This is a genomic window from Pseudomonas sp. 13159349 (assembly GCF_013305685.1).
GTDB lineage: Bacteria > Pseudomonadota > Gammaproteobacteria > Pseudomonadales > Pseudomonadaceae > Aquipseudomonas > Aquipseudomonas asiatica.
On the sequence record NZ_CP045553.1, the window covers coordinates 3,733,051 to 3,756,279 of the forward strand.

The following is a 23,229-nucleotide window of genomic DNA, read 5'->3' on the forward strand; positions in this document are numbered from 1 at the left end:
GACACGGACCCGCCCTCATGCCCAGCGCCCCGCTCTATTTCGATTACGCCGCCACCACTCCGGTCGACGACCGGGTCATCGAAACCATGCTCGCCTGCCTTGGCAGCCAGGGCAACTTCGGCAACCCGGCGTCCAGTGGCCATGCCTTCGGCCAGGCAGCCCGCCACGCCGTGGAGCAGGCCCGTCAGCAAGTGGCCGAACGCGTCGGCGCGCAGGCCGATGCACTGGTCTGGACCTCAGGTGCGACCGAGTCCAACAACCTGGCGCTCAAGGGCATTGCCCAGGGCCTCGGCCAGCCCGGGCACCTGATCACCAGCCAACTGGAACACAAGGCCGTGCTCGATACGGTGGCCGAACTGGAGCGCCAGGGTTGGGCCGTTACCCGCCTGGCACCGGATGCCGCCGGCCTGATTCAGCCTGCGGCGGTGCAGGCAGCGTTGCGCGCCGACACCCGCCTGGTATCGCTGATGGCGGTGAACAATGAACTGGGCACGATCACCGACTTTGCCGCGATTGGCGAACAGGTACGTGCCCACGGTGCCCTGCTGCACGTGGATGCGGCGCAGGCGGTGGGCAAACTGGCCATCGACCTGAACGCCATGGCCGTGGACCTGATGTCGTTCTCGGCGCACAAGGTGTATGGGCCCAAGGGCATCGGTGCGCTCTACGTGGGGCCACGCGCCCGCACGCTGATGCGTGCGCAGATGCACGGGGGCGGCCATGAGCAAGGCCTGCGTTCCGGCACCCTGGCGACCCACCAGATTGCCGGCATGGGCAGTGCCTTTGCCCTGGCCGGCCAGCCCGGCGACAGCGAACACCTGCGCCTCGAACAATTGGCCAGGCGCCTGCGTGAAGGCCTGCTGGCCCTGCCCGGCGTCACCCTCAACGGCTGCGCCAAACAACGCATTCCCCATACGCTGAACCTGTGTATCGACAGCAAGGGCTTCAACAGCGCGGCGCTGGCCAGCGAGCTGGCGTTGTCAACCACCTCGGCCTGCAATTCGGCGAGCAATGCAGCCTCGCATGTGCTGCTCGCGTTGGGGCTGGATGAACGCCAGGCACGTAACAGCGTGCGCCTGAGCATCGGGCGTTTCAGCAACGAGGCCGAAGTGGACAAGGCCCTCGAAGTGTTTGGCCGGGTGCTGACAGCGGCGTCAGCGGCACTTTGGTGAAACTTCCCTAAAACAGCCGGCTGTCCGGGGTGAAGTCCTCGACCTCGAGCCTGGCGCTGTTTGCCTGCAGATGGCGCGGGTTGAACAGGTAATTGGTGGTGCTGGGCATGATCGCGCTCGGCACCGGCAGCAGCAACGCCGAACACTCATCCAGAAAACGGTTGCCCAGGCCCCGGGTCAGTTCGGTCTGGCTCGACCAGCCAGGCTGCAAGGCAGGCAACTGCGCTTGCGAAACGGTGTCGGGCAACTCGATACGCAGCAGCCGCATGGTGGTGGGGAAATCCTCAGGGTCGATCTCCAGGTGCACCAGCACCTCCAGCATTGCCCCGGCCGGGCTGGTGGCGGCATATACCACTGGCCGGCCCGCCTGGTGCCAGCGGCCGCTGACACGCAAGCCGCCCGTTCCGCTCAAGTCTGCATAGGCGCTGATACGCCACAGAATCACAGGCCGAAGCCCTCGGCGATCTGCAGCAACATCTCCTCGACCTGGGTGGTGCCCTGCTGGGTGGTGAGCATCTGCATCGGCGTCAGCCCCGAGAAGCGCTCCTTGGGCTTGGACAGCCAGCGTTTTGCCTTGCCCGCTTCACCGAACACGGCTTCGGCCATGGCGGTGATATGGGCCGAGCGGAACAGCCGGTCGCTTTCTTCCACGGTCAGCGGCTGGTCACGTTCGATGCGGGTTTTCAGCGTGCGCAGGGGAATGATCTGGTCACGCTCCACAGGGGTGAACACGCCGAGTTCGGTCAGTTTCACCAGCCAGGTGGCAGCGAAGCCATGGGTGATACGGGTGTGGATTTCGAAGTCACTGGCGAGTTCGGGGATTTCCAGCAGTGCATGCAGGCGCGCCCGGTACTCGTGGTAACCATTGTCGCGAAGCACTTCGGCAAGCATGGCGCTCTCCTTTCCGGCGTTTGCCGACAAGTATGCGGCATATGCCGGATTTTGCAAGCCGACCGGAAAGACGGGGCCGCAGAGCGGCCCCGGCAACCTCACAGGAAGGTGAACACCTGCGAAGCCGGCAACCGCGACTTGTTCAGCCCGGCATTGAAGTCCGCCTCGCTGCGATAGCCCAGGCTGAGAATGACCACACTGGTGAACCCACGCTCACGCAAGCCCAGCTCGGCATCGAGAATCTTGCTGTCGAAGCCTTCGATCGGGGTGGCATCCAGCCCATGTGCCGCAGCCCCCAGCAAGGCAGTACCCAACGCCAGGTAGGTCTGCTTTTCCATCCAGTGCTGCAGGTCCTTCTGATCGAAGCGGTGCAGGTCGACGTAATGCCGGCGGCTCTGGTTCTGCCCGGCACGCGCCTGCTCATCGCGGAAGCGGCCATCGGCGCCTTCCTGGTGGAGCACGGCATCCAGGTGCGCTTCGGTCATCTCGGTTCGGGTGCAGAACACGATCACATGCGAGGCATCGAGGATCTTCGGCGAATTGTAGGCATAGCGCTCTGTGGTGCTCTTGGCCAGGCGAGCCTTGCCTTCGGCGCTGTCGGCAACGATGAAATGCCACGGCTGCGAGTTGACCGAGGAAGGGCTATGGCGCAGTTGTTCGAGCAAGGCATCGACAGTCGCCTGGGGAATGCGGCGCGAGGCATCGTAGGCTTTGGTGGTGTAGCGGCGCTTGGCCAGCGAGACGGTATCCATGCAACAACTCCGGGAATGAACAGGGGATTTGCCGGGCATCTTATCTTTCCTGCAGAAAAGAAAAACCGGCACAATGCAGCAACACTTTCATCCCTGGAGTGAAAATGCTGCGCATCGCCGACCTCGAACTGTTCGTCCGCAGCAGCGTGCTGGGCAGCTTTACCGCCGCCGCCCATGAGGCCGAACTGCTGCCGGGGCAGGTGGCCGCCGCGATCAAGCGCCTGGAGCGCGACCTGGATGTGCGCCTGTTCGCCCGCACTACCCGCAGCCTGCGCCTGACCGCCGAAGGCGAGTTGTACCTGCCGACTGCCCTGAATGTGCTGGAGAGCCTGCGCCAGGGGCGTGAAGACCTGCATGGCAACGCCAACACCCTGCGCGGTACTCTGCAGGTTTCGGCACCGTCCGACCTGGGCCGCAACATGTTGCTGCCGTGGCTGAGCGCCTTCCGCCGCGAGCACCCGGCCCTGCACCTTCGCTTCTTCCTGTCTGACCAGATTGCCGACCTCAACCGCGACCCGGTAGATGTGGCGATCCGCTACGGCCTCAACCAGGACGCCAACTACATTGCCCTGCCGCTGGCAGACTGGAACCGCCGGGTGCTGGTGGCGGCGCCCGACTACCTGGCCCGTCACGGCCGCCCCCTCACGCCCGACGCCCTGCAGCAGCATGCCTGCCTGCTGTATATGCAGCACAACCGGGTCTACGACAAGTGGCGGGTGGGCAACCGCACCGTGCAGGTGCGTGGGCCGCTGATCAGCGACGATGCCGACGTGATCCGCCGCCTGGCCTTGCAGGGCGAAGGCATCGTCTACAAGTCGTGGCTGGACGTAAGCGCCAACATCGCGGCCGGCGAACTGGAAATCATCCTGCCCGAGCACTTTGGTGAACCCGCCCCGGTCACCCTGGTGTGCCCGCACCGAAAGCAGCTCACGCCCGCAGTGGCGCAACTGCATCTGTGGCTGCGCGAACGCTTCGAGGCCTTGCGTAACCGGGCGCTGGCCAACGGTTGCACAATCGTTCCAGACTGAGCCTGGCCGTTGCGCTAAGGTAACGATTTCTGCCACGGCACGCCCCCATGAGCAACTGGATCGACCTCAAGCAAGACGCCGACACCGGCATCGAGTCGGTCCGCGCGCATTTCGTGGGGCATGCCTACGACCCGCACTGGCACGACAGCTTCCTGGTTGGCGTTACCGAGCAGGGCGTGCAGCAATTCGATTGCCGGCGAGTGCGCCATCGCAGCACGCCGGGGAACGTATTCCTGCTGGAGCCCGGTGAAATCCATAACGGCCATGCGCCCACCGAGGACGGCTTCACCTATTCGACCCTGTACCTGGAACCCACCTGGGTGGACAGCCAACTGCGGGCACTTTTCGAACACGCGCCGGGCGACAGCCTGCCCAGCTTCGCCGATACCTTGTGCCACGATGAGCGCCTGGCGCGTGCCACTGCCCTCGCCTTCCAGGCCGTGCATACCCAGGACTTGCGCATTGTCCGGCAGACGGCCATGGACGACCTGCTGGCCTGCCTGACCCGCCACCTGCACTGGCGCCGGCGCCTGAACCCGGACCCGCGCCTGCCGCTGACCGCGCAGCGCGCGCGGGATTACCTGCACGCCAACCTGGAGCGCGACATCGGCCTGGAAGACCTGGCCCAAGCCTGTGGCATCGACCGCTTCCGCCTCACCCGCGCATTCAAGGCCGCATTCGGCCTGGCGCCGCATGCCTATCTGATCCAGCTGCGCCTGGCCCGGGCGCGGCGCCTGCTCGCCCAGGGCCAGACTCCCACCGAAGTGGCCATGGCCCTGGGCTTTGCCGACCAGAGCCACCTGGGGCGCTGGTTCCGCCGTGCCTACCAGCTGACCCCGGCCGACTACCGCAGGCGCTGCTCAAACCTTCCAGACTGAAAGGCGGCGGGCAGCGAGCATGGTGCTTCGTTTATCCGGAGCCCTTGATCATGTCGCAGTCGTTGTTGCCCTTCATCCTGTTTGCGTTGGTATCCAGCATCAGCCCCGGGCCGACCAACCTGTTGATTCTTGCCCATGGGGCCCGCTTTGGCCTGTGCGCGAGCCTGGCGCCGGTCGTTGCGGCCTGCGGTGCCGCAGCGGCGATCGTGCTGATGGTGGGCCTGGGGCTGGGTGAACTGCTGCTGCGCCACCCGCTGGCCCAGCAGTTGATGAGCTGGACCGGGGTTTTGTGGTTGAGCTGGCTGGCGTGGAAGATGCTGCGCAGTGCCGCCGCTCCGCTGCAGGCGACCACGGCGCAAGGCTTCAGCGCACTCAGCGCAGCCTCGTTGCAAGTGGTCAACCCCAAGGTGTGGTTGATGGCCGTGGCGGTGGTCGGGGTGTTTGCCTCGCCGTCGTTGCCGGTATGGCAGCTGGCGCTGGTGTTCTGGCTGATTGCCCTGCCATGCATGGCGGCGTGGGCGCTGCTGGGGGTGGGCAGCGCGCGATGGTTGCAGGCACCGCGGCGGTTGCGGGTGTTCAACCAGGTGTTGGCGGGGCTGCTGTTGATTTCTGCATGGGCTGCCGTACTGGCTTGAGCCTGTAGGAGCGGCCTTGTGTCGCGATAGGGCTGCGCAGCAGCCCCCGGCGATATTCGCTGTGACGCTGAAATCCGGGGCCGCTGCGCGCCCCATCGCGACACAAGGCCGCTCCTACAAAGAACGCGCCAGCGCCAGGTCAGTGCGTCAGCGCCTCGCGGAACTGCCGGGTGCTGGCCACAGCCAGCAGCAACCCGGCCACTGCCACGCTACCGCCCACCAGGCCGATATCCGCCACATCCAGCTGGCTGCTGACGATACTGCCCAGCAACGCGCCACCGCCAATACCGATGTTGTAGATACCCGAGAACAGCGCCATGGCCACATCGGTGGCATCGGACGCCAGTTTCAGGGTCTTGGATTGCAGCGACAGGCTGAAGCTGAGGATCGCCACACCCCAGAACATGCTCAACGCGGCGAAAACATAGAAGTTGCCCGACAGCGGCAACAGCAGCAACAGGCACGCCGCCAGCAGGCCGATCGAACCTACCAGGAAGCCATGCGGGAAGCGGTCGCTGTAACGGCTGAACAGCACCGAGCCGAACACCCCGGCGCCGCCGAACAGCAGCAGCAATAGCGTGGTGCGCTCTCCGCCTATCTGCGCCACGTGCAGGGCAAACGGTTCAATGTAGCTGTAGGCAGTGAACTGCGCGGTAATCACCAGCGTCACCAGCACATAGGTGATCACCAGCGCCGGGCGCTTGAACAGTATCGGCAGGCTGCGCAGCGAGCCCGAGTTCTGGCTGGGCAGCAGCGGCAACGACTTCATCAGGCACAGCATGGTCGCCAGCGCCACCCCGGCAATGCTCAGGAAGGTGATGCGCCAGCCCAGCGCTTCGCCCACCACGCGGCCCAGCGGGATGCCCAGGACCATGGCCAGGGTGGTGCCAGTGGCCAAAAGGCCCAGCGCCTTGGCCTGCTGCCCTGGCGGCGCCACGCGCACCGCCAGGGAAGCCGTGATGGCCCAGAACACCGCATGCGCCAGGGCAATACCGATACGGCTGACCAGCAATATGGCAAAGCTCTGTGACATCCACGACAGCAAGTGGCTGACGATGAACACCAGGAACACGAACAGCAACAGCCGCCGCCGCTCGATGTTGCGCGTCAGCAGCATCATCGGCAGCGAGGCCAGCGCCACTACCCAGGCGTAGATGGTCAGCATCAGGCCGACTTGCGCGGTGCTCATGTCGAAGCTGCGGCCAATGTCGCTGAGCAGCGCCACCGGGACGAACTCGGTGGTGTTGAAGATGAAGGCCGCCAGGGCCAGGGCAATGACGCTCAGCCAGCTGCCGCTACCCGCCGTGGGTGGCATGTTGGTGGGTATGGGTCCATTCATGGGTACAAACCGCTTCTCCGCAGGCAAGGCAACAGGACGCACGTCAGCCACCCACTTGCCGGGGTGTCGACGCACGCTTTGTTATTGGAAGGAATGCCCGGCATGGTACGCGTCAAGCCGGGGGCTCACAACCGCGAGGCGGGCAGAAGGAGTAACATGCGCGCTTTGTGCGAACGCGTATGCAACAAGGAGCCCGATCCGCTCATGGACCAGCAGCACTCCCAGCAGCAACAGTGGCAGCAGGCGGTCACCGCCTATGCCCAGGCCGTCAACGACTATGTCGCGCAGGGCCGCGCGCAAGGCTGGGATGACCTCGAAGAGCCCCTGCCGCAGGCCACCGAGCATTTGCTCGATGCCTGGCTGCAGGCCCTGCAAGCAGCCAACCGGCCCGGCGTCGAAGCCTTTGAGCAGCAAGCCTTCCGCGAAGCCTGGCCGCCCGCCCACCACCCCTTGCTGCCGCTGATCAAGGAGCACGGGCAAGGTATCGGCAACGTCCTGCTGCTGGAGGATGGCAGCCTGCTGGCACGTATCGGCATGCCGCGTGACAAAGGCCAGGTGGTGCGCATCGACCCTCTCGGGGTGACCCCGGTGATCGGCGTCGATCACTTCGGCCGCTGCCCGGCCCGCCGCTATTTCGCCCTGGCCAATGCCGAGGGCATACGCGTGACCGATGGCTGGGGCGGCCCGCAGGTGCTGCGCCTGGCCTGGCCCACGGGGCTGGAGGGGTTGCCGCCGGGTTACCCGTTCGAGCCGTTCGACCTACCGCCCACGCCGACCGCGCTGATCCCCTTCCCGGATGGCCAGCGGGTGCTGCTGGTGAGTGCCGAGGGTATCTTCCTGCTGACGCGCCACGGCGCGACCCGCCTGCTGCCGCACCAGGCGCGGGTGCTCGACGAGCTGGACGAAGGCACCGACCCCGACGACATCAGCCTCGGGCTGAGCATGGAGCACGGTGCGGTGTCGGCGGATGGCCGGTTGATCGTGGTCGGCGAGCAAGGCAGCCGTCACCTGGTGCTGGACGACCAGCTCAGGCCCGTGGCAGCAATCGGCCCGGCCAGCGAGTATCCGCACTTTGCGCTGTTCAACCGCGCGGGTGACCAGTTGGTGGTCAACGCCTGCCATTTCTACAGCGGTGCCACACTGGCTGTCAGGGTGGCCGACTTGCCGGGGCTGGATACCGACTACTACAGCCAGGACCCGCGTACCCCGCTGGTACAGGATGGCGCACGGGTGTATGCCGGCGTGGCGCGCGACGGCGAGTACATCGTGGGGGATGCCTATGGTTACCTGCGGGCATTTGGCGAAGACGGCATGGAGCATTGGCAGCATTACCTGGGGTCGACCATCAGTGCGCTGGATATCAGTGCGGACGGGCGTACGCTGGTCGCGGCGAGCCATGCCGGGTTCGTTTCGGTGATTGCCCTGGACAACGGGCGGCCGGCCTGGCAGATCGGTACCGGGGCGCATGGCGAGGTACGGCGGTGGTTGTTCTGGAAAGGCTGGGACAGGGCATTGGCCTGGTAACAGATCCAGCATTTTCATTGCCTGTACCGGCCTCTTCGCGGGTAAACCCGCTCCCACAGGGACATCACAGGCGCCAAGGTCTGCGCAGTCTCTGTGGGAAGGTTCAATACAGAACCTGAAACCTGCACGATACCTGTGGGAGCGGGTTCACCCGCGAAGAGGCCGGGGCAGGCAACCAATCAGCCTTGCAAAGTAGCCATATCGATCACGAACCGGTACTTCACGTCCCCGGCAATCATCCGCTCATACGCCTGGTTGATGTTGCGGATATCCAGCAACTCGATATCACAACGAATCGCGTGCTCGGCACAGAAGTCCAGCACTTCCTGGGTCTCGGCAATACCACCGATCAACGACCCCGCCAGCACCCGGCGCTTCATCACCAGATTGGCCGCATGCACCGCCGGGTCGATCGGCTCGATCAGCCCGACCAGGATGTGCACGCCATCGAATTTCAGGGTTTCCAGGTACGGGTTGAGGTCGTGCTGCACCGGGATGGTGTCGAGCAGGAAGTCGAAACGGCCCGCCGCGGCGTGCATCTGCTCGGCATCGGTGGACACGATCACATGGTCGGCACCCTGGCGACGGGCTTCCTCGGCCTTGGCCTGGGAACGGGTGAACAGGGTCACTTCGGCACCCAGGGCCTTGGCCAGCTTGATGGCCATGTGGCCCAGGCCGCCCATGCCGAGGATGCCGATCTTGTGACCGGGGCCGACACCGTGGTGCTTGAGCGGCGAATAGGTGGTGATGCCAGCGCAGAGGATTGGCGCGGCACTGGGCAGGTCCATGCCGGCCGGGATGCGCACCACGAAGTGCTCGCTGACCACGATGCTGCTGGAGTAACCGCCCATGGTGTTGCTACCGTCGACCCGGTCCGGGGTGGCGTAGGTCATGGTCGGGCCTTCCAGGCAATATTGCTCCAGGTCCTTGGCACAGGCTTCGCAGTGGCGGCACGAGTCGACCATGCAGCCAACGCCGACCAGGTCGCCGACCTTGTGCGCGGTCACTTTGTCGCCCACCGCGGTGACGCGGCCGATGATCTCGTGGCCCGGCATCAGCGGGTACACGGCAATGCCCCATTCGTTGCGCGCCTGGTGAATGTCGGAGTGGCACACGCCGCAGTACAGGATATCGATGGCGACGTCGTCAGGGCGCGAGCTGCGACGCTCGAAGGTCATGGGAGCCAGAGGGCTGGTGGGGGTCTGGGCGGCGTAACCGATGGCGGTGTACATGCAGGGCCTCGCTATGAAGTGAAACGATTCAGGCGGCGCATTCTGCGCGCCATGCGCCGCCTCGCCCACGGCTGATTCTCCGGCATCGATGCCTGATTCTCCGAAGATGCCCTGCAGCACCTGGCGCCGAGCGTTCATTCTGCGATGATCAGACTGTCTGATCCTCTGCCCAGGTCCATCATGCAACTGACCCGCCACGTCGACGCCAATGCGCCGCTTTGCACGCTGATCCGCAGCCTTGCCACGCGCCCGGGCTTCGTGCCCACGCACCTGCCCCAGGTGCAGGTGCTGAGCTGGGACCACTATGTGGCCAGCAGCCCGCAGATCTACGAACCCAGCCTGATGATCCTGGCCCAGGGCAGCAAGCTGGCGCGCCTGGGGCCGCGTACCCTGGAGTACGGCGCCGGGCATTACCTGGTGCAGGCATTGTCGGTGCCGTTCATGTGCGAAACCTTCGCCACCCCCGAAGCACCGTTGCTGGGCGTGGCGGTGGACATCGACCGCGGCGTGCTGGGTGAACTGGTGCAAAGCATGGCCCTGGCGCCGGATGCCGCTGTGCAGGCGCAAACCCCGCAGTCGATGACCTCGGCGGCACTCGATGCGCCGATGCGCGAATGCGTGGAACGGCTGCTGCGCTGCCTGCAGGACCCAGTGGACGCCAAGGTGCTGGGGCCGGCGCGGGTACGCGAGGTGCTGTACACCGCCTTGCGCGGCCCACAGGCAGGCGTATTGCGGGCGCTGGTGGAGCAACAAGGGCACTTCGCCCGCATCGGCGCCGCCCTTGCCCACCTGCGCGAACACTACACCGAGCCGCTGAGCGTGGAAGCGCTGGCCGCGCGCGCCAACATGAGCGTTTCGACCTTCCACGAGCACTTCAAGCGCTGCACCGACATGGCACCAATGCAGTACCTCAAGCGCCTGCGGCTGCTGAAGGCGCAGCAGATGCTGATCGGCGAAGGCCTGGGGGTGGCGCAGACCGCGCACCGGGTGGGGTACCAGAGCACCTCGCAGTTCAGCCGCGAGTACAAGCGCCAGTTCGACCGCAGCCCGGGGGATGAATTGCCGTACCAGAGCCTGCCAGTGTAATCGCCTGCCCTGGCCCCATCGCCGGCAAGCCGGCTCCCACAGGGACTGCACATGGCTTGAAACCGATGCGGTTGATGTGGGAGCCGGCTTGCCGGCGATGGGCTGCAGAGCAGCCCCGGCACTCTCAAGGCTTCATTGCCGCTCGACCATCGCCACTATTGCTGCCCGCAATTCGGCCTTGGCCTGCCCCACCTCCAGCTCCCCTGCGGCAGCCGCCTGCGACAAGGCATCCGCCGCCCCCACCAGCAGGCGCATGCCCGCCACCCCAATGTTGCCACTGGGCGAAAACCCGGCCAGCGCCTCACGGCATTTGTCCAGAAACGGCTGCTCATAGGCCCGCTTCAGCGCTTCCATTTCCGGCGAGCCGGCCAATGCCGCCGACACTCCGGGTATCTCCAGCCCCTGGCTCATCACACAGTCCACATACGCCTCGGCAATCACCCCGGCGCGACTGGCCAGGCTAGCGTCACAACACGCCAGCGCCTGCTCCAGCATCCGCGACTGCCGTGCATCGTATTGCTGGTACAGCGCCACCAACAGCCCGGTGCGGGTCTCGAAATGGTCATAGACCACCGGCTTGGTCACCCCCGCCTGCTCGGCCAAACGCCCCAGGCTCAAGGCATCGGTGCCCTCCTCCCGTACCAGCTGCCAGGCCACATCGAGCAACTGTCGACGGCGCTCTTCGCGGCTCAGGCGCTTGCGCGAGCGGCCTTGATCATCGCTTGACATCGTTTACCTACCAAAAGTAACTTACTAAACGTAACTTACCTTGAGTATATAGCGCTCCGGGTAACCCTGCATCCCCATCTTGGAGAGCCCACCATGCATGCCCTGATCGTCGTCGGTCATCACGACCCGCAATCCCTCACCCATGCCCTGGCCCGACAGATCGCCGCCGGCCTGGCCAACGCCGGCCACGGCAGCGAAATCGCCGACCTGGCCAGTGAAGGTTTCGACCCGCGTTTCGGCCTGGCCGACCATGCGGTGCACCGCAGGCTGGCAGCCCCGCCGGCGGATGTACTCAGGGAGCAGGGACGTATCGAACGCGCCGATGCGCTGGTGCTGGTCTACCCCATCTATTGGTGGTCGCTGCCGGCCTTGCTCAAAGGCTGGGTCGAGCGGGTGTTCAGCAATGGCTGGGCCTTCGATTATGAAGGGGGCATCACCGTCAAGAAGCTGCGCGGCATGAAGGTGCACCTGGTCGCCGTCGCCGGTGCCGACAGCGGCACTTTCGAACGTCACGGCTATGGCAAGGCGATGCATGTGCAGATCGAGCACGGCATTTTCGACTACTGCGGCGCCGAAGTACTCAGCTCCACCCTGCTGGACGACAGCGAGGGCGCAGCCCCGGCAGCGCATCTGCACACTGCAAGCACGCTGGGCGAGCAGATGTTCGCAGGCTGCGAGGCCATGGCCTGAATCAGCTTGAAAGCGGCCATTGCGCCAATGGCCAGTAAGCGCCCTTGCGCGACTCGTACAGTGTGAAATGGCGGGCGGCGAGGTAGAAATCCGGCGCGCTGCTGGCTTCTGGCGGCTGGCCGCGGTAATCCCTGGCCAGCGTCAGGTGCGGGCGATACTCGCGGTCGGCCGCTTCCACCCCCAACGGCAGCAGCGCCTGCTGCAAGCTGTACACCAGTTGCAACAGGGCCGGTGGGGTCTGCTGCGCCTCCAGCACCAGTGCACTGGCCCGCTGCCATACCTGCAGGAGGTCCAGCAACAACCGTGGTGCCGTGGCCGGTAGCGCCAGCTGGTCGACCACCGCGCAAATAGCAGGCACATGGGCGGTATCCACATCGCCGAGAAACAGCAGTGTCACATGGAAGTTGGCGGCCGGCACCGGCTTGCCGCTGCGCAGGTTCAGGCCACGTCGCCACTGGGCCAGGGCGCGGCGCTGGGCATCGCTGACCGGCAAGGCGAAGAACAGGCGCTTGAATGGTTTTTCGATACGTCCGCTGACCGGTGTCATCGTGCCGCTCCTCGAGATGGCAAAGCACGTACTGATGCGTTGGGAAACCCGCAGGTCTGTCAGTTTCGCGGGCAGGCACCCAAACCATACGCTGAGGCCTCAATTCAATCACATAGATACGGCCATGAAACAGCACCAGCAAACACGGAATACCCAGCCTGCCATGCAAGCGAAACTGAAGTGGGGCAACCAGCGTGAGCGCGAGTTCACGACTGATGCCATAGATACAGATGTCAGTAATGGCAACCGCTCATTTTTCGCCATTCAGTACACGGAGGGATCAGATACCGCTTATAGCTATATATTCCTGAATATCCCGGAACGTTACCTGGTGGCGGGCGCATCCCTCAAGATCGGTGCAGGCGAGAAAGCCGAGATCAACGCCTATTTCGGTTCGACTTCGATTGGTCGCTCAGGTTGGGCGACCGGGGGCTCAATCGATATTACCGAGATGGATGAGGCTTCCAAGGCATTTGCCGCAACGTTCCACTACACCATTGAACACACCATGGGCATGGTCGAGATCGTGGATGGCTCGTTGTCCTTGTCACTGGCCAAAGATGCAAGGACCAACGGCACCGGCCGGGTCACCGCCAACCTCGACCCCGCCATTTTCCCCTCGCTGGGTAACCTTGACGCTCAAACCATCGAATCCAAGATACTTCAGGACGGCCGCATCCAACTCATCGCCAGACAGCAAGTGGACAACGCAATCCAAGGCATCATGATGCTGTTCAGTGAACAACATGCACGCCTGTTCTTCTCGATTGGCGGTATGCACTATCTCTTGAGCGGAGGCCGCCTGCAGCATGAGTGGAACGTGGATAAAAAGACCCTGACCGCCGACTTTACTGATTATGTAGTCAGTTACCAAGGCAGGGACCATCGCATCACGGATGGCCGCATCGAGGTCACTCTGGCCTGATGCATCGCCATGCAGACCTTGGTACAGCGGTGACGCTTGTACCAAGGTCTGCCATCGCTGCGTAACATTCTCCTACAAAGCATCGGCTCGATTGTTTATGCTGGCGGGCTTAGCCATCACGCATGGCCATTACTTGACGTATCCGCCCATGAAAATCGCCTTAGTCCTCATCTTCATCCTCTCGATCGCCTATGTTCACCTGCGCGGTCGCGTCCGCCACAAGCTGACCCGTCAGCTGGGCGACCACTCCAGCTTCCTGGCGCCGATCAACAGCTTCCTGTACCTGTTTTCCCGGCACCCTGCAAAGCCGTACCTGCCGGTGGAGGCCTTCCCCGAACTGCAGACGCTGCAGGACCATTGGCAGGAAATCCGCCAGGAAGCCCAGCAACTGCTGCATGTGGGCGAAATCAAGAAGTCCGACAATTACGATGATGTCGGTTTCAACTCATTCTTCAAGACCGGCTGGAAGCGCTTCTACCTGAAGTGGTACGGCGAAAGCCACCCGTCGGCGATGACCCTGTGCCCACGCACCACCGAGTTGCTCAAAGGCATCGGCACGGTCAAGGCCGCCATGTTCGCCACCCTGCCACCGGGCGCCAAGCTGGTGCGCCACCGCGACCCGTATGCCGGCTCGTACCGCTACCACCTGGGCCTGGACACGCCGAACGACGATGGCTGCTACATCGATGTGGACGGTGAGAAATATTCCTGGCGCGATGGCGAGGGCGTGGTCTTCGACGAGACCTACATCCACTACGCGGCCAATACCACCGAGCACAACCGCATCATCCTGTTCTGCGACGTGGAACGCCCGCTCAAGTACCGCTGGGCAACCGCGTTCAACCGCTGGTTCAGCCGCAACGTCATGGCCGCTGCCGCCGCCCCCAACGATGCCGGCGACAAGACCGGTGGCATCAACCGGCTGTTCACCCGCATCTACAAGATCCGCGAACGTGGCAAGGCGCTGAAGAAGCGCAACCGCACGCGCTACTATCTGGAGAAGTGGGCGTTCGTCGCGGCGTTGGTGCTGGTGTTCATCTATATCTGATCGATATGGTTGCGCGCAGTCCAAAGGCCTGCGCGCAAACAACCAAAGTACAAGCCTCACACTTTCCACTCTTCGACTAGCCTGAAAGCTCCACTCGCAACCTCCCCAAGGTGAAGACGATGAGCATGATGGACTGGGACGCCTACCGTAAGCAGTTGATGGCCGGCATCGGCGATCTCAAGCAGCTATCCCCTGACACCGTGGCTGGCTACATGACCGCCAGCGGCGCAGGGGCCAAGACCAACCACCTGGACGCCAAGACCCGCGAGCTGATCTCCCTTGCCGTGGCCGTGACCACCCGCTGCGATGGCTGCATCGCCGTGCATTCACAGCAGGCCGTCAAACACGGCGCCAGCCGCGAGGAAATCGCCGAGGCCCTGGGCGTGGCCGTGGCGATGAATGCCGGCGCCGCGCTGGTCTACTCGGCACGTGCCATGGATGCAGTGGGCAAGGCCAACAGCTGAGCGCAAATGGCGTCGCCGCCCTTGCGCGACGGCGCCGCGCCACCCAGACTGGGCGGCCCAGCCCTTGCAGGAACCCGCATGATCCACATCCGCCCCATGACGCCGGAAGACTTCGAGCGCTTCTGGCCCACCTTCCAGGCCGTCGTACAAGCCCGTGAAACCTACGCATTCGACCCGGCCCTCAGCTTTGAACAGGCCCGCCAGCTGTGGCTGGAACTGCCCATGCGCACATTCGTGGCCGAGGAAGACGGCGCGATGCTGGGGTCGTATTACCTCAAGGCCAATGCCGCCGGGCCCGGTGGGCACGTGGGCAATTGCGGCTACATGGTCTGTGAAACGGCACGCGGCCGCGGCGTCGCGCGCTTGATGTGCGAGCACTCACAGAAACAGGCACGCCAGGAGGGCTTTCTGGCCCTGCAGTTCAACTCGGTGGTGGCCACCAACGAGGTGGCAGTGGCGCTGTGGCACAAGCTGGGCTTCGAAACCGTTGGCCGCTTGCCCAAGGCCTACCGCCATGCCCGCCTGGGGCTGGTGGACTGCCTGGTGATGTACAAATGGCTGGCGGACGAGCCGGTAGTGGAGAAGCCGCCACTGCTGATCGGGCGCAAGAACATCGAGGCGCGGGTGTCGCGGCGGCGCGGGCGCTGACTTCTTCAGGCCGCCCTGCTCGACGAAGGTCTATGGTAAAGTCGCGCCCTTTTTGAACATGCTGGGATATCGTTGCACATGACCCCCGTCCTCCGCTTCCTCAACCGAACCAGCCTGGTGACGCAGATCGTCATCGGCCTGATCGCCGGCATCGCCCTGGCCCTGCTTGCGCCCGCCATCGCCCGCGACATGGCCTTCCTCGGGAAAGTCTTCGTCAGCGCCCTCAAGGCGGTGGCGCCCGTGCTGGTGTTCATTCTGGTCATGGCATCGATCGCCAACCACCGTCACGGCCAGGAAACCCATATTCGCCCGATTCTCTGGCTGTACCTGCTGGGCACCTTCAGCGCTGCGGTAGTCGCCGTGGTCGCCAGCATGCTGTTCCCGTCCAACCTGGTGCTGACTACCAGCGACGCTGCGCTGAGCGCGCCGGGGGGCATTACCGAGGTGCTGCAGAACCTGCTGCTGAGTGCGGTCGACAACCCGATCAACGCCCTGCTCAACGCCAACTTCATCGGCGTACTGACCTGGGCCATCGGCCTGGGCGTAGCCCTGCGCCATGCCGGCGAAACCACCCGCACCGTGGTAGAGGACCTGTCCAATGGCGTGACCCTGATCGTACGCGTGGTCATCCGCTTCGCCCCGGTGGGCATCTTTGGCCTGGTCAGCGCCACGCTGGCCCAGTCGGGCCTGGGCGCCCTGCTCGGCTACCTGCACCTGCTGGCGGTGCTGATCGGCTGCATGCTGTTCGTGGCGCTGGTGATGAACCCGCTGATCGTATATTGGAAAATCCGCCGCAACCCCTACCCGCTGACCCTGCTCTGCCTGCGCGAAAGCGGTATCACCGCGTTCTTCACTCGCAGCTCGGCAGCCAACATCCCGGTCAACCTGGCCCTGTCGGAGCGCCTTGGCCTGCATGAGGACACCTATTCGGTGTCGATCCCGCTGGGTGCGACCATCAACATGGCCGGCGCCGCCATCACCATTACCGTGCTGACCCTGGCGGCGGTGCATACTCTGGGTATTATGGTGGACCTGCCGACCGCCGTGCTGCTCAGCGTGGTGGCGGCGGTCTGTGCCTGCGGCGCCTCGGGCGTGGCCGGTGGCTCGCTGCTGCTGATTCCACTGGCGTGCAGCCTGTTTGGTATCCCTAGCGAAATTGCCATGCAAGTGGTGGCGGTTGGCTTCATCATCGGCGTGCTGCAGGATTCGGCCGAGACGGCGCTGAATTCTTCGACCGATGTGCTGTTTACCGCGGCGGCGTGCCAGGCTGAAGAGCGGCGCAACGCTTGAGTTTGCCGGGGCCGCTTTGCGGCCCTTTCGCAGGCAAGCCAGCCCCCACAGGGATAGTGCCGGCCTTACGGCTTGTGCTGTACCTGTGGGAGCTGGCTTGCCGGCGATGATCCCAGTGATTGCTTAAGCCTGGCGCTTTACCTAGGCTAGTGGCCTTTCCCCAGCAATGAGACAGGGCCATGTCAGAACACGAAACCGCCGGCGAAGGCCGCTTCAACAGCATCGAGATCCGTATTCTCGGCTCGCTGATCGAGAAGCAGGCCACCAGCCCGGAAAGCTACCCGCTGACCCTCAACGCCCTGGTCCTGGCCTGCAACCAGAAGACCAGTCGCGAGCCGGTCATGAACCTCACCCAAGGCCAGGTCGGCCAAGCCCTGCGCGCCCTCGAAGGGCAGGACATGACCCGCCTGCAGATGGGCAGCCGCGCCGACCGTTGGGAACAACGGGTGGACAAGGCGCTTGAGCTGGTGCCGGCGCAACTGGTGCTGATGGGCCTGATGTTCCTGCGCGGGCCGCAAACCCTCAACGAACTGCTGACCCGCAGCAACCGCCTGCACGACTTCGACGACACCGAGCAGATCCAGCACCAGCTGGAGCGCCTGATATCGCGCGGCCTGGCCTTGCACCTGCCGCGTCAGGCCGGCCAGCGCGAAGACCGTTACACCCATGCTTTGGGCGACCCGGCCGAAATCGAGGCAATCCTGGCTGCCCGGCAACAAGAAGGTGGGGCACGCAGCAGCGGCGGCAATGTGTCGGAAGAACGCATCGAAGCCCTCGAAGCGCGCATCGCGGCGCTGGAAGCACGCCTGGCCGAACTGGAAGGCTGAGCCGTCACGGCTCGGGGTCGGGGAAGTTGCGGCAGCTCTTGCGCTCGGCCAGCTCCCGGTCACTGGGGCGCTGGTCGACGAACACGGTGCGGCCGTCGGCATAGATTTCCAGGTAGCCCCAGTGCAGGTCCTGCTCTTGCTGCCCGGGCTTCGGGGGGACTAGCCACCAGGGTTCGCGGCTGATCAGGGTCATGGGTGTGATTCCTGAGGGTGTCTGCAGTAATCATAGACATCCTCAGATTCAGCTTTGTCAGTTCTGACGCATTCGCGGGCATGCCCGCTCCTACAGGGTTCCTCACAAATCTCAAGACCTGTGCAGAACCTGTGGGAGCGGGCATGCCCGCGAAAGGGCCGGTACAGGCTTATGCCGGTACCGAAGTGCGGATCAGGTGGTCAAAGGCCGCCAGCGATGCCTTGGCCCCCTCACCTACCGCAATCACGATCTGCTTGTACGGCACAGTCGTCACGTCACCCGCCGCAAACACACCAGGGATGCTGGTCTGGCCCTTGGCATCGACGATGATCTCGCCACGTGGCGACAGCTCGACGGTGCCTTTCAGCCAGTCGGTGTTCGGCAGCAGGCCGATCTGCACGAAGATGCCCTCCAGCGCCACTTCATGCTGCTGGTCGGTGGTGCGGTCCTTGTAGCGCAGGCCAGTCACCTTTTCGCCATTGCCAAGCACTTCGGTGGTCAACGCACTGGTGATCACCTTCACGTTCGGCAGGCTGTGCAACTTGCGCTGCAGTACCGCATCGGCACGCAGCTGGCTGTCGAACTCGATCAGCGTTACCTGGGCGACGATACCCGCCAGGTCGATGGCCGCTTCCACACCCGAGTTGCCTCCACCGATCACCGCCACGCGCTTGCCCTTGAACAGTGGGCCGTCACAGTGCGGGCAGTAAGCCACGCCACGGGCGCGGTATTCCTGTTCGCCCGGCACGTTCATCTCACGCCAGCGGGCACCGGTAGCCAGGATCACGGTCTTGGCCTTGAGCGAGGCACCGCCGGCCAGACGTACTTCGTGCAGGCCGCCATCGGTGGCCGGGATCAGCGCTTCACCGCGCTGCAGGTTCATGATGTCCACGTCGTACTGCTTGACGTGCTCTTCCAGCGCCGTGGCCAGCTTCGGCCCTTCGGTTTCCTGTATCGAGATGAAGTTCTCGATGGCCAGGGTATCGAGCACCTGGCCGCCGAAACGCTCGGCCGCAATACCGGTGCGGATGCCTTTACGCGCGGCATAGATGGCTGCCGAGGCGCCGGCCGGGCCACCACCGACCACCAGCACATCGAAGGCGTCCTTGGCGTTGATCTTTTCGGCCTGACGGCTGCCTGCGTTGGTGTCGATCTTGCCGAGGATTTCTTCCAGGCCCATGCGGCCCTGGCCAAACACTTCGCCGTTCAGGTAAATGCTCGGCACCGCCATGATCTTGCGCGATTCCACTTCCGCCTGGAACAGCGCGCCATCGATGGCCACGTGGCGTACGTTGGGGTTGAGGACCGCCATCAGGTTCAGCGCCTGGACCACGTCCGGGCAGTTCTGGCACGACAGCGAGAAGTAGGTTTCGAAGGTGAACTCGCCTTCCAGCGCCTGGATCTGTTCGATCACTTCGGCACTGGCCTTGGACGGGTGGCCCCCGACCTGCAGCAGTGCCAGCACCAGCGAGGTAAATTCGTGGCCCATGGGGATGCCGGCGAAGCGCAGGTTTATGTCGGCTCCCGGGCGGTTCAGCGAGAACGATGGACGACGGGTATCGCTGCCGTCCGCGCTGAAGGTAATAAGGTTCGACAGGCTGGCAATTTCCACCAGCAGGTCGTGCAATTCGCGGGATTTCGCGCCGTCGTCGAGGGAGGCAACGATCTCGATCGGCTGGGTGACCCGCTCCAGGTAGGTTTTCAGTTGCGATTTAAGCGTGGCGTCCAACATACGGGCGATTCCTTTTTCAAAACTCGGATACAAAAACGCCCAGGCGAACTCGCCCGGGCGCTTTACGGGGCGGTAGGTACTTCAGCTTTGGCGGCTGGCTACCGCCCGCGACATACACATCGGCTTAGATCTTGCCGACGAGGTCCAGCGACGGGGCCAGGGTGGCTTCGCCTTCTTTCCACTTGGCCGGGCAAACTTCGCCTGGGTGAGCGGCAACGTACTGGGCAGCCTTCACCTTGCGCAGCAGTTCGGCAGCATCGCGACCTACACCACCGTCGTTCAGTTCGACGATCTTGATCTGACCTTCCGGGTTGATCACGAAGGTACCGCGATCGGCCAGGCCGGCTTCTTCGATCAGCACGTCGAAGTTGCGCGAGATGACGTGGGTCGGGTCACCGATCAGTGGGTACTGGATCTTGCCGATGGTGTCCGAAGTGTCGTGCCAGGCTTTGTGGGTGAAGTGGGTGTCAGTGGACACACCGTAGATTTCCACGCCCAGCTTCTGGAACTCGGCGTAGTTGTCAGCAAGGTCACCCAGCTCGGTCGGGCAGACGAAGGTGAAGTCGGCCGGGTAGAAGAACACGACAGACCACTTGCCTTTCAGGTCGGCTTCGCTGACCTGGACGAACTCGCCTTTGTGGTAGGCGGTGGCGTTGAACGGTTTGACCTGGCTGTTGATGATTGGCATGAGAGACGCTCCTTCATGGGGTTGGAATCAGTTGATGGAGAGAATCCTAACCGCTGGTCCCGATAAAGGCTCATTGGCAAAGCTCATGCTTTTGATTGGTTTTGGCTATAACCGGTAGTAACTAATAGAAGGGAATGGGCTGAGCAAAGGATTGCGGGGTCATGCCCCTGACTCCATGGTCGTGTCACTCCTGTAGGAGCGGCCTTGTGTCGCGATGGGCTGCGAAGCAGCCCCTGTGTATCTCACGATTGCAGAAATACTGGGGGCTGCTTCGCAGCCCATCGCGACACAAGGCCGCTCCTACAACGGTATGCGTTCCGTTGAGTCAGCGCGTCGCGGTGCGCATGGTCACGAACTCTTCGGCCGCCGTCGGGTGCACGCCGATGGTTTCGTCGAACTGTTGCTTGGTCGCACCGGCCTTCAGGGCAATGCCCAGGCCCTGGATGATCTCGCCGGCGTCGGGGCCAACCATGTGGCAGCCCAGCACCTTGTCGGTCTCGGCATCGACCACCAGCTTCATCAGGGTCTTTTCCTGGATGTCGGTCAGGGTCAGTTTCATCGCACGGAAGCGGCTCTCGAATACCTGCACCTTGTGCCCGGCCTCCAGCGCCTGCTCCTCGGTCAGGCCCACGGTACCGATGGGAGGCTGGCTGAAGACTGCGGTGGGGATGTTCTGGTAGTCCACCGGGCGGTATTGCTCAGGCTTGAACAGGCGCCGGGCCACGGCCATGCCCTCGGCCAGAGCCACCGGGGTCAGTTGCACGCGGCCAATCACGTCGCCAATGGCCAGGATCGACGGCGCGGTCGTCTGGTACTGCTGGTCAACGCGAATGTAACCGCGTGCATCCAGCTCGACGCCGGTGTTTTCCAGGCCCAGGTTGTCCAGCATCGGGCGCCGGCCGGTGGCATAGAACACGCAATCGGTGACCAGCTCGCGGCCATCCTTGAGGGTGGCCTTGAGGCTGCCGTCCTCGAGCTTGTCGATGCGCTGGATGTCGGCATTGAACTGCAGGTCGAGGCCGCGCTTTTCCAGTTCTTCCTTCAGGTGCGTGCGCACCGAACCGTCGAAGCCACGCAGGAACAGGTCGCCACGGTACAGCAGTGTGGTAGCCGACCCCAGGCCCTGGAAGATGCCGGCGAACTCGACGGCAATGTAGCCACCGCCCACCACCAGCACCCGGCGTGGCAGGTCCTTGAGGTAGAAGGCTTCGTTGGAGGTGATGGCCAGTTCCTTGCCCGGAATGTCCGGCACCTGTGGCCAGCCACCGGTGGCGATGAGGATGTGCTCGGCGGTGTAGCGCTGGCCTTCCACTTCCACTTCATTGGCACCGGTCAAGCGCGCATGCCCCTGCAGCAAGGTAACCCCGCTGTTGACCAGCAGGTTGCGGTAGATGCCGTTGAGGCGCTCGATTTCCCGGTTCTTGTTGGCAATCAGGGTGCCCCAGTCGAAGTGCCCTTCTTCCAAGGTCCAGCCGAAGCCTGCGGCCTGCTCCAGTTCGTCGGCGACGTGTGCGCCGTACACCAGCAGCTTTTTCGGCACGCAGCCGACGTTGACGCAGGTGCCGCCCAGGTAGCGGCTCTCTGCCACTGCCACCTTTGCCCCGAAGCCGGCGGCAAACCGCGCCGCGCGCACACCGCCGGACCCGGCACCAATCACGAACAGATCAAAATCGTAGGCCATGTATTCACTCTCCTAGGCAGGCGCCCAGCATAACGCACTGGGGCCGCTTTGCGACCCTTCGCGGGCCCGCCCGCTCCCACAGTACCGGCGCAACCTTAAAGGCCTGCACAATACCTGTAGGAGCGGGCGTGCCCGCGAAGGGCTGCAAAGCAGCCCCAGTTATCAGCTTTGATACAAGTAGCGGCTTATCAGTAAGCCTTGCCAGTCTTGTAGTAGTTCTCGAAGCAGAAGTTGGTCGCGTCGATGTAACCCTCAGCGCCACCGCAGTCGAAACGCTTGCCTTTGAACTTGTAGGCGATCACGCAGCCGTTCTGCGCCTGTTGCATCAGGGCGTCGGTGATCTGGATCTCGCCACCTTTGCCCGGCTCGGTGTTGGCGATGATGTCGAAGATGTCCGGGGTCAGGATGTAGCGACCAATGATCGCCAGGTTCGACGGGGCGTCTTCCGGCTTTGGCTTCTCGACCATGTTGGTGACACGGAAAATGTCGTCACGGATCATGTCGCCGGCGATCACGCCGTACTTGTTGGTTTCCTGCGGATCGACTTCCTGGATGGCGACGATCGAGCAACGGAACTGGTTGTACAGCTTGACCATCTGGGTCAGTACGCCGTCACCTTCCGGGTTCACGCACAGGTCGTCCGCCAGCACCACGGCGAACGGCTCGTCGCCGATCAGCGGGCGGCCAGTCAGGATGGCGTGGCCCAGGCCTTTCATTTCGGTCTGGCGGGTGTAGGAGAACGAGCACTCGTCGAGCAGGCGACGGATACCAACCAGGTATTTTTCCTTGTCGGTGCCCTTGATCTGGTTTTCCAGCTCGTAGCTGATGTCGAAGTGGTCTTCCAAAGCACGCTTGCCGCGCCCGGTGACGATGGAGATCTCGTTCAGACCGGCATCCAGTGCCTCTTCAACGCCATACTGGATCAGTGGCTTGTTGACCACCGGCAGCATTTCCTTGGGCATGGCTTTGGTAGCGGGCAGGAAGCGGGTGCCGTAACCGGCTGCCGGGAACAAGCATTTTTTGATCATATACGTCCTTACAAAAGGCTAGGCCAGTGGAATTCGGCGCAGTCTAATCAGGCGGCAGTCACCTTACAATGCCCTACCTGTGGCCGATCGATGGGAAGATAGAGATAACCTAGTGTAGATAGTTCCGGGGGATCGTAAATATTGCTGTCATCCATGCCCGTTGGATGACAGGAAATCGGGGTTTCCTGTACTGGCCTCTTCG

Annotated in this window: 25 protein-coding genes; 13 read left to right on the top strand and 12 right to left on the bottom strand. The window is 63.6% G+C overall.

What is annotated here, in order from left to right; genetic code table 11:
• Nucleotides 1-17: 17 nt before the first annotated feature.
• Entirely contained in the window at nt 18-1,172 is a 1,155-nt protein-coding gene (locus GEV38_RS17280) for a cysteine desulfurase family protein (protein ID WP_054572084.1), read from the top strand.
• A 7-nt stretch (nt 1,173-1,179) separates the two neighbouring features.
• Here GEV38_RS17280 and GEV38_RS17285 read toward each other — a convergent pair whose 3' ends face one another.
• The 3 genes from GEV38_RS17285 to GEV38_RS17295 form a co-directional block, all read right to left on the bottom strand.
• Nucleotides 1,180-1,617, bottom strand: a complete 438-nt coding sequence (locus GEV38_RS17285; protein WP_054572085.1) for an RES family NAD+ phosphorylase — start codon at nt 1,615-1,617, stop codon at nt 1,180-1,182.
• Nucleotides 1,614-2,063 carry an antitoxin Xre/MbcA/ParS toxin-binding domain-containing protein gene (locus GEV38_RS17290; protein WP_013973163.1) on the bottom strand — a complete coding sequence of 150 codons (450 nt, stop codon included), beginning with the start codon at nt 2,061-2,063 and terminating at the stop codon, nt 1,614-1,616. Before GEV38_RS17290 ends, GEV38_RS17285 begins: the two co-directional genes overlap by 4 nt.
• Nucleotides 2,064-2,161: 98 nt before the next feature.
• Nucleotides 2,162-2,815, bottom strand: a complete 654-nt coding sequence (locus GEV38_RS17295; protein ID WP_054572086.1) for an oxygen-insensitive NAD(P)H-dependent nitroreductase NfsB — start codon at nt 2,813-2,815, stop codon at nt 2,162-2,164.
• Nucleotides 2,816-2,919: 104 nt separating this feature from the next.
• Here GEV38_RS17295 and GEV38_RS17300 point away from each other — a divergent pair, with 104 nt between their 5' ends.
• The 3 genes from GEV38_RS17300 to GEV38_RS17310 are packed head-to-tail and all read left to right on the top strand — an operon-like array spanning nt 2,920 to nt 5,356.
• On the top strand, nt 2,920-3,843 hold the full coding sequence (locus tag GEV38_RS17300; protein ID WP_054572087.1) for a LysR family transcriptional regulator: 924 nt from the start codon (nt 2,920-2,922) through the stop codon (nt 3,841-3,843).
• 47 nt (nt 3,844-3,890) lie between these two features.
• Nucleotides 3,891-4,721, top strand: coding sequence for an AraC family transcriptional regulator (locus tag GEV38_RS17305; protein ID WP_015270854.1), 831 nt, complete (start codon nt 3,891-3,893; stop codon nt 4,719-4,721).
• Between the two features lie 50 nt (nt 4,722-4,771).
• Entirely contained in the window at nt 4,772-5,356 is a 585-nt protein-coding gene (locus GEV38_RS17310; protein WP_054572088.1) for a LysE family translocator, read from the top strand.
• Between the two features lie 139 nt (nt 5,357-5,495).
• On the opposite strand, the gene GEV38_RS17315 is transcribed toward GEV38_RS17310, so the two are convergent.
• Nucleotides 5,496-6,695 (bottom strand): sugar transporter, encoded by a 1,200-nt coding sequence (locus GEV38_RS17315; protein ID WP_054572089.1) that lies wholly within the window; start codon nt 6,693-6,695, stop codon nt 5,496-5,498.
• 204 nt (nt 6,696-6,899) lie between these two features.
• On the opposite strand from GEV38_RS17315, the gene GEV38_RS17320 reads away from it, so the two are divergent.
• The gene (locus GEV38_RS17320) at nt 6,900-8,219 is read left to right on the top strand and encodes a hypothetical protein (RefSeq protein ID WP_054572113.1); all 1,320 of its coding nucleotides are present in this window, start codon (nt 6,900-6,902) and stop codon (nt 8,217-8,219) included.
• 179 nt (nt 8,220-8,398) lie between these two features.
• Here the strand turns inward: GEV38_RS17320 and calA are convergent, their stop codons facing one another.
• Nucleotides 8,399-9,451: a vanillin reductase gene (calA, locus tag GEV38_RS17325; RefSeq protein ID WP_054572114.1), complete on the bottom strand. Its 1,053-nt coding sequence runs from the start codon at nt 9,449-9,451 to the stop codon at nt 8,399-8,401.
• 180 nt (nt 9,452-9,631) lie between these two features.
• On the opposite strand from calA, the gene GEV38_RS17330 reads away from it, so the two are divergent.
• Nucleotides 9,632-10,537, top strand: coding sequence for an AraC family transcriptional regulator (locus tag GEV38_RS17330; RefSeq protein WP_054572090.1), 906 nt, complete (start codon nt 9,632-9,634; stop codon nt 10,535-10,537).
• A 132-nt stretch (nt 10,538-10,669) separates the two neighbouring features.
• On the opposite strand, the gene GEV38_RS17335 is transcribed toward GEV38_RS17330, so the two are convergent.
• A complete protein-coding gene (locus GEV38_RS17335; RefSeq protein WP_054572091.1) occupies nt 10,670-11,266 on the bottom strand; it encodes a TetR/AcrR family transcriptional regulator in 597 nt (198 codons plus the stop codon).
• 93 nt (nt 11,267-11,359) lie between these two features.
• Between GEV38_RS17335 and GEV38_RS17340 the strand changes: the two genes are divergently transcribed.
• Nucleotides 11,360-11,956 carry an NAD(P)H-dependent oxidoreductase gene (locus GEV38_RS17340; protein ID WP_054572092.1) on the top strand — a complete coding sequence of 199 codons (597 nt, stop codon included), beginning with the start codon at nt 11,360-11,362 and terminating at the stop codon, nt 11,954-11,956.
• Nucleotide 11,957: 1 nt separating this feature from the next.
• On the opposite strand, the gene thpR is transcribed toward GEV38_RS17340, so the two are convergent.
• Nucleotides 11,958-12,503: an RNA 2',3'-cyclic phosphodiesterase gene (gene thpR / locus GEV38_RS17345; RefSeq protein WP_054572093.1), complete on the bottom strand. Its 546-nt coding sequence runs from the start codon at nt 12,501-12,503 to the stop codon at nt 11,958-11,960.
• 124 nt (nt 12,504-12,627) lie between these two features.
• On the opposite strand from thpR, the gene GEV38_RS17350 reads away from it, so the two are divergent.
• The 6 genes from GEV38_RS17350 to GEV38_RS17375 all read left to right on the top strand — a co-directional run bounded on the left by GEV38_RS17350 (nt 12,628) and on the right by GEV38_RS17375 (nt 17,705).
• The gene (locus GEV38_RS17350) at nt 12,628-13,428 is read left to right on the top strand and encodes a hypothetical protein (protein ID WP_054572115.1); all 801 of its coding nucleotides are present in this window, start codon (nt 12,628-12,630) and stop codon (nt 13,426-13,428) included.
• Nucleotides 13,429-13,576: 148 nt separating this feature from the next.
• Complete coding sequence (lpxO, locus tag GEV38_RS17355) at nt 13,577-14,476, top strand: lipid A hydroxylase LpxO (RefSeq protein ID WP_015270864.1); 900 nt, start codon at nt 13,577-13,579, stop codon at nt 14,474-14,476.
• A gap of 119 nt (nt 14,477-14,595) precedes the next feature.
• The gene (locus GEV38_RS17360; RefSeq protein WP_039614473.1) at nt 14,596-14,940 is read left to right on the top strand and encodes a carboxymuconolactone decarboxylase family protein; all 345 of its coding nucleotides are present in this window, start codon (nt 14,596-14,598) and stop codon (nt 14,938-14,940) included.
• Nucleotides 14,941-15,018: 78 nt separating this feature from the next.
• Entirely contained in the window at nt 15,019-15,588 is a 570-nt protein-coding gene (locus tag GEV38_RS17365) for a GNAT family N-acetyltransferase (protein WP_015270865.1), read from the top strand.
• A 78-nt stretch (nt 15,589-15,666) separates the two neighbouring features.
• Nucleotides 15,667-16,878, top strand: coding sequence for a serine/threonine transporter SstT (gene sstT / locus GEV38_RS17370; RefSeq protein WP_015270866.1), 1,212 nt, complete (start codon nt 15,667-15,669; stop codon nt 16,876-16,878).
• 179 nt (nt 16,879-17,057) lie between these two features.
• Entirely contained in the window at nt 17,058-17,705 is a 648-nt protein-coding gene (locus GEV38_RS17375; protein ID WP_025339663.1) for a YceH family protein, read from the top strand.
• A 4-nt stretch (nt 17,706-17,709) separates the two neighbouring features.
• Here the strand turns inward: GEV38_RS17375 and GEV38_RS17380 are convergent, their stop codons facing one another.
• The 5 genes from GEV38_RS17380 to galU form a co-directional block, all read right to left on the bottom strand.
• Complete coding sequence (locus GEV38_RS17380) at nt 17,710-17,898, bottom strand: hypothetical protein (RefSeq protein ID WP_013973178.1); 189 nt, start codon at nt 17,896-17,898, stop codon at nt 17,710-17,712.
• Nucleotides 17,899-18,067: 169 nt separating this feature from the next.
• A complete protein-coding gene (ahpF, locus tag GEV38_RS17385) occupies nt 18,068-19,630 on the bottom strand; it encodes an alkyl hydroperoxide reductase subunit F (protein ID WP_054572094.1) in 1,563 nt (520 codons plus the stop codon).
• Nucleotides 19,631-19,754: 124 nt separating this feature from the next.
• On the bottom strand, nt 19,755-20,318 hold the full coding sequence (gene ahpC, locus GEV38_RS17390; protein WP_004375926.1) for an alkyl hydroperoxide reductase subunit C: 564 nt from the start codon (nt 20,316-20,318) through the stop codon (nt 19,755-19,757).
• Between the two features lie 325 nt (nt 20,319-20,643).
• Entirely contained in the window at nt 20,644-21,999 is a 1,356-nt protein-coding gene (gorA, locus tag GEV38_RS17395) for a glutathione-disulfide reductase (RefSeq protein ID WP_015270869.1), read from the bottom strand.
• Between the two features lie 188 nt (nt 22,000-22,187).
• Nucleotides 22,188-23,027 carry a UTP--glucose-1-phosphate uridylyltransferase GalU gene (galU, locus tag GEV38_RS17400; RefSeq protein WP_013973181.1) on the bottom strand — a complete coding sequence of 280 codons (840 nt, stop codon included), beginning with the start codon at nt 23,025-23,027 and terminating at the stop codon, nt 22,188-22,190.
• Nucleotides 23,028-23,229 lie beyond the last annotated feature (202 nt).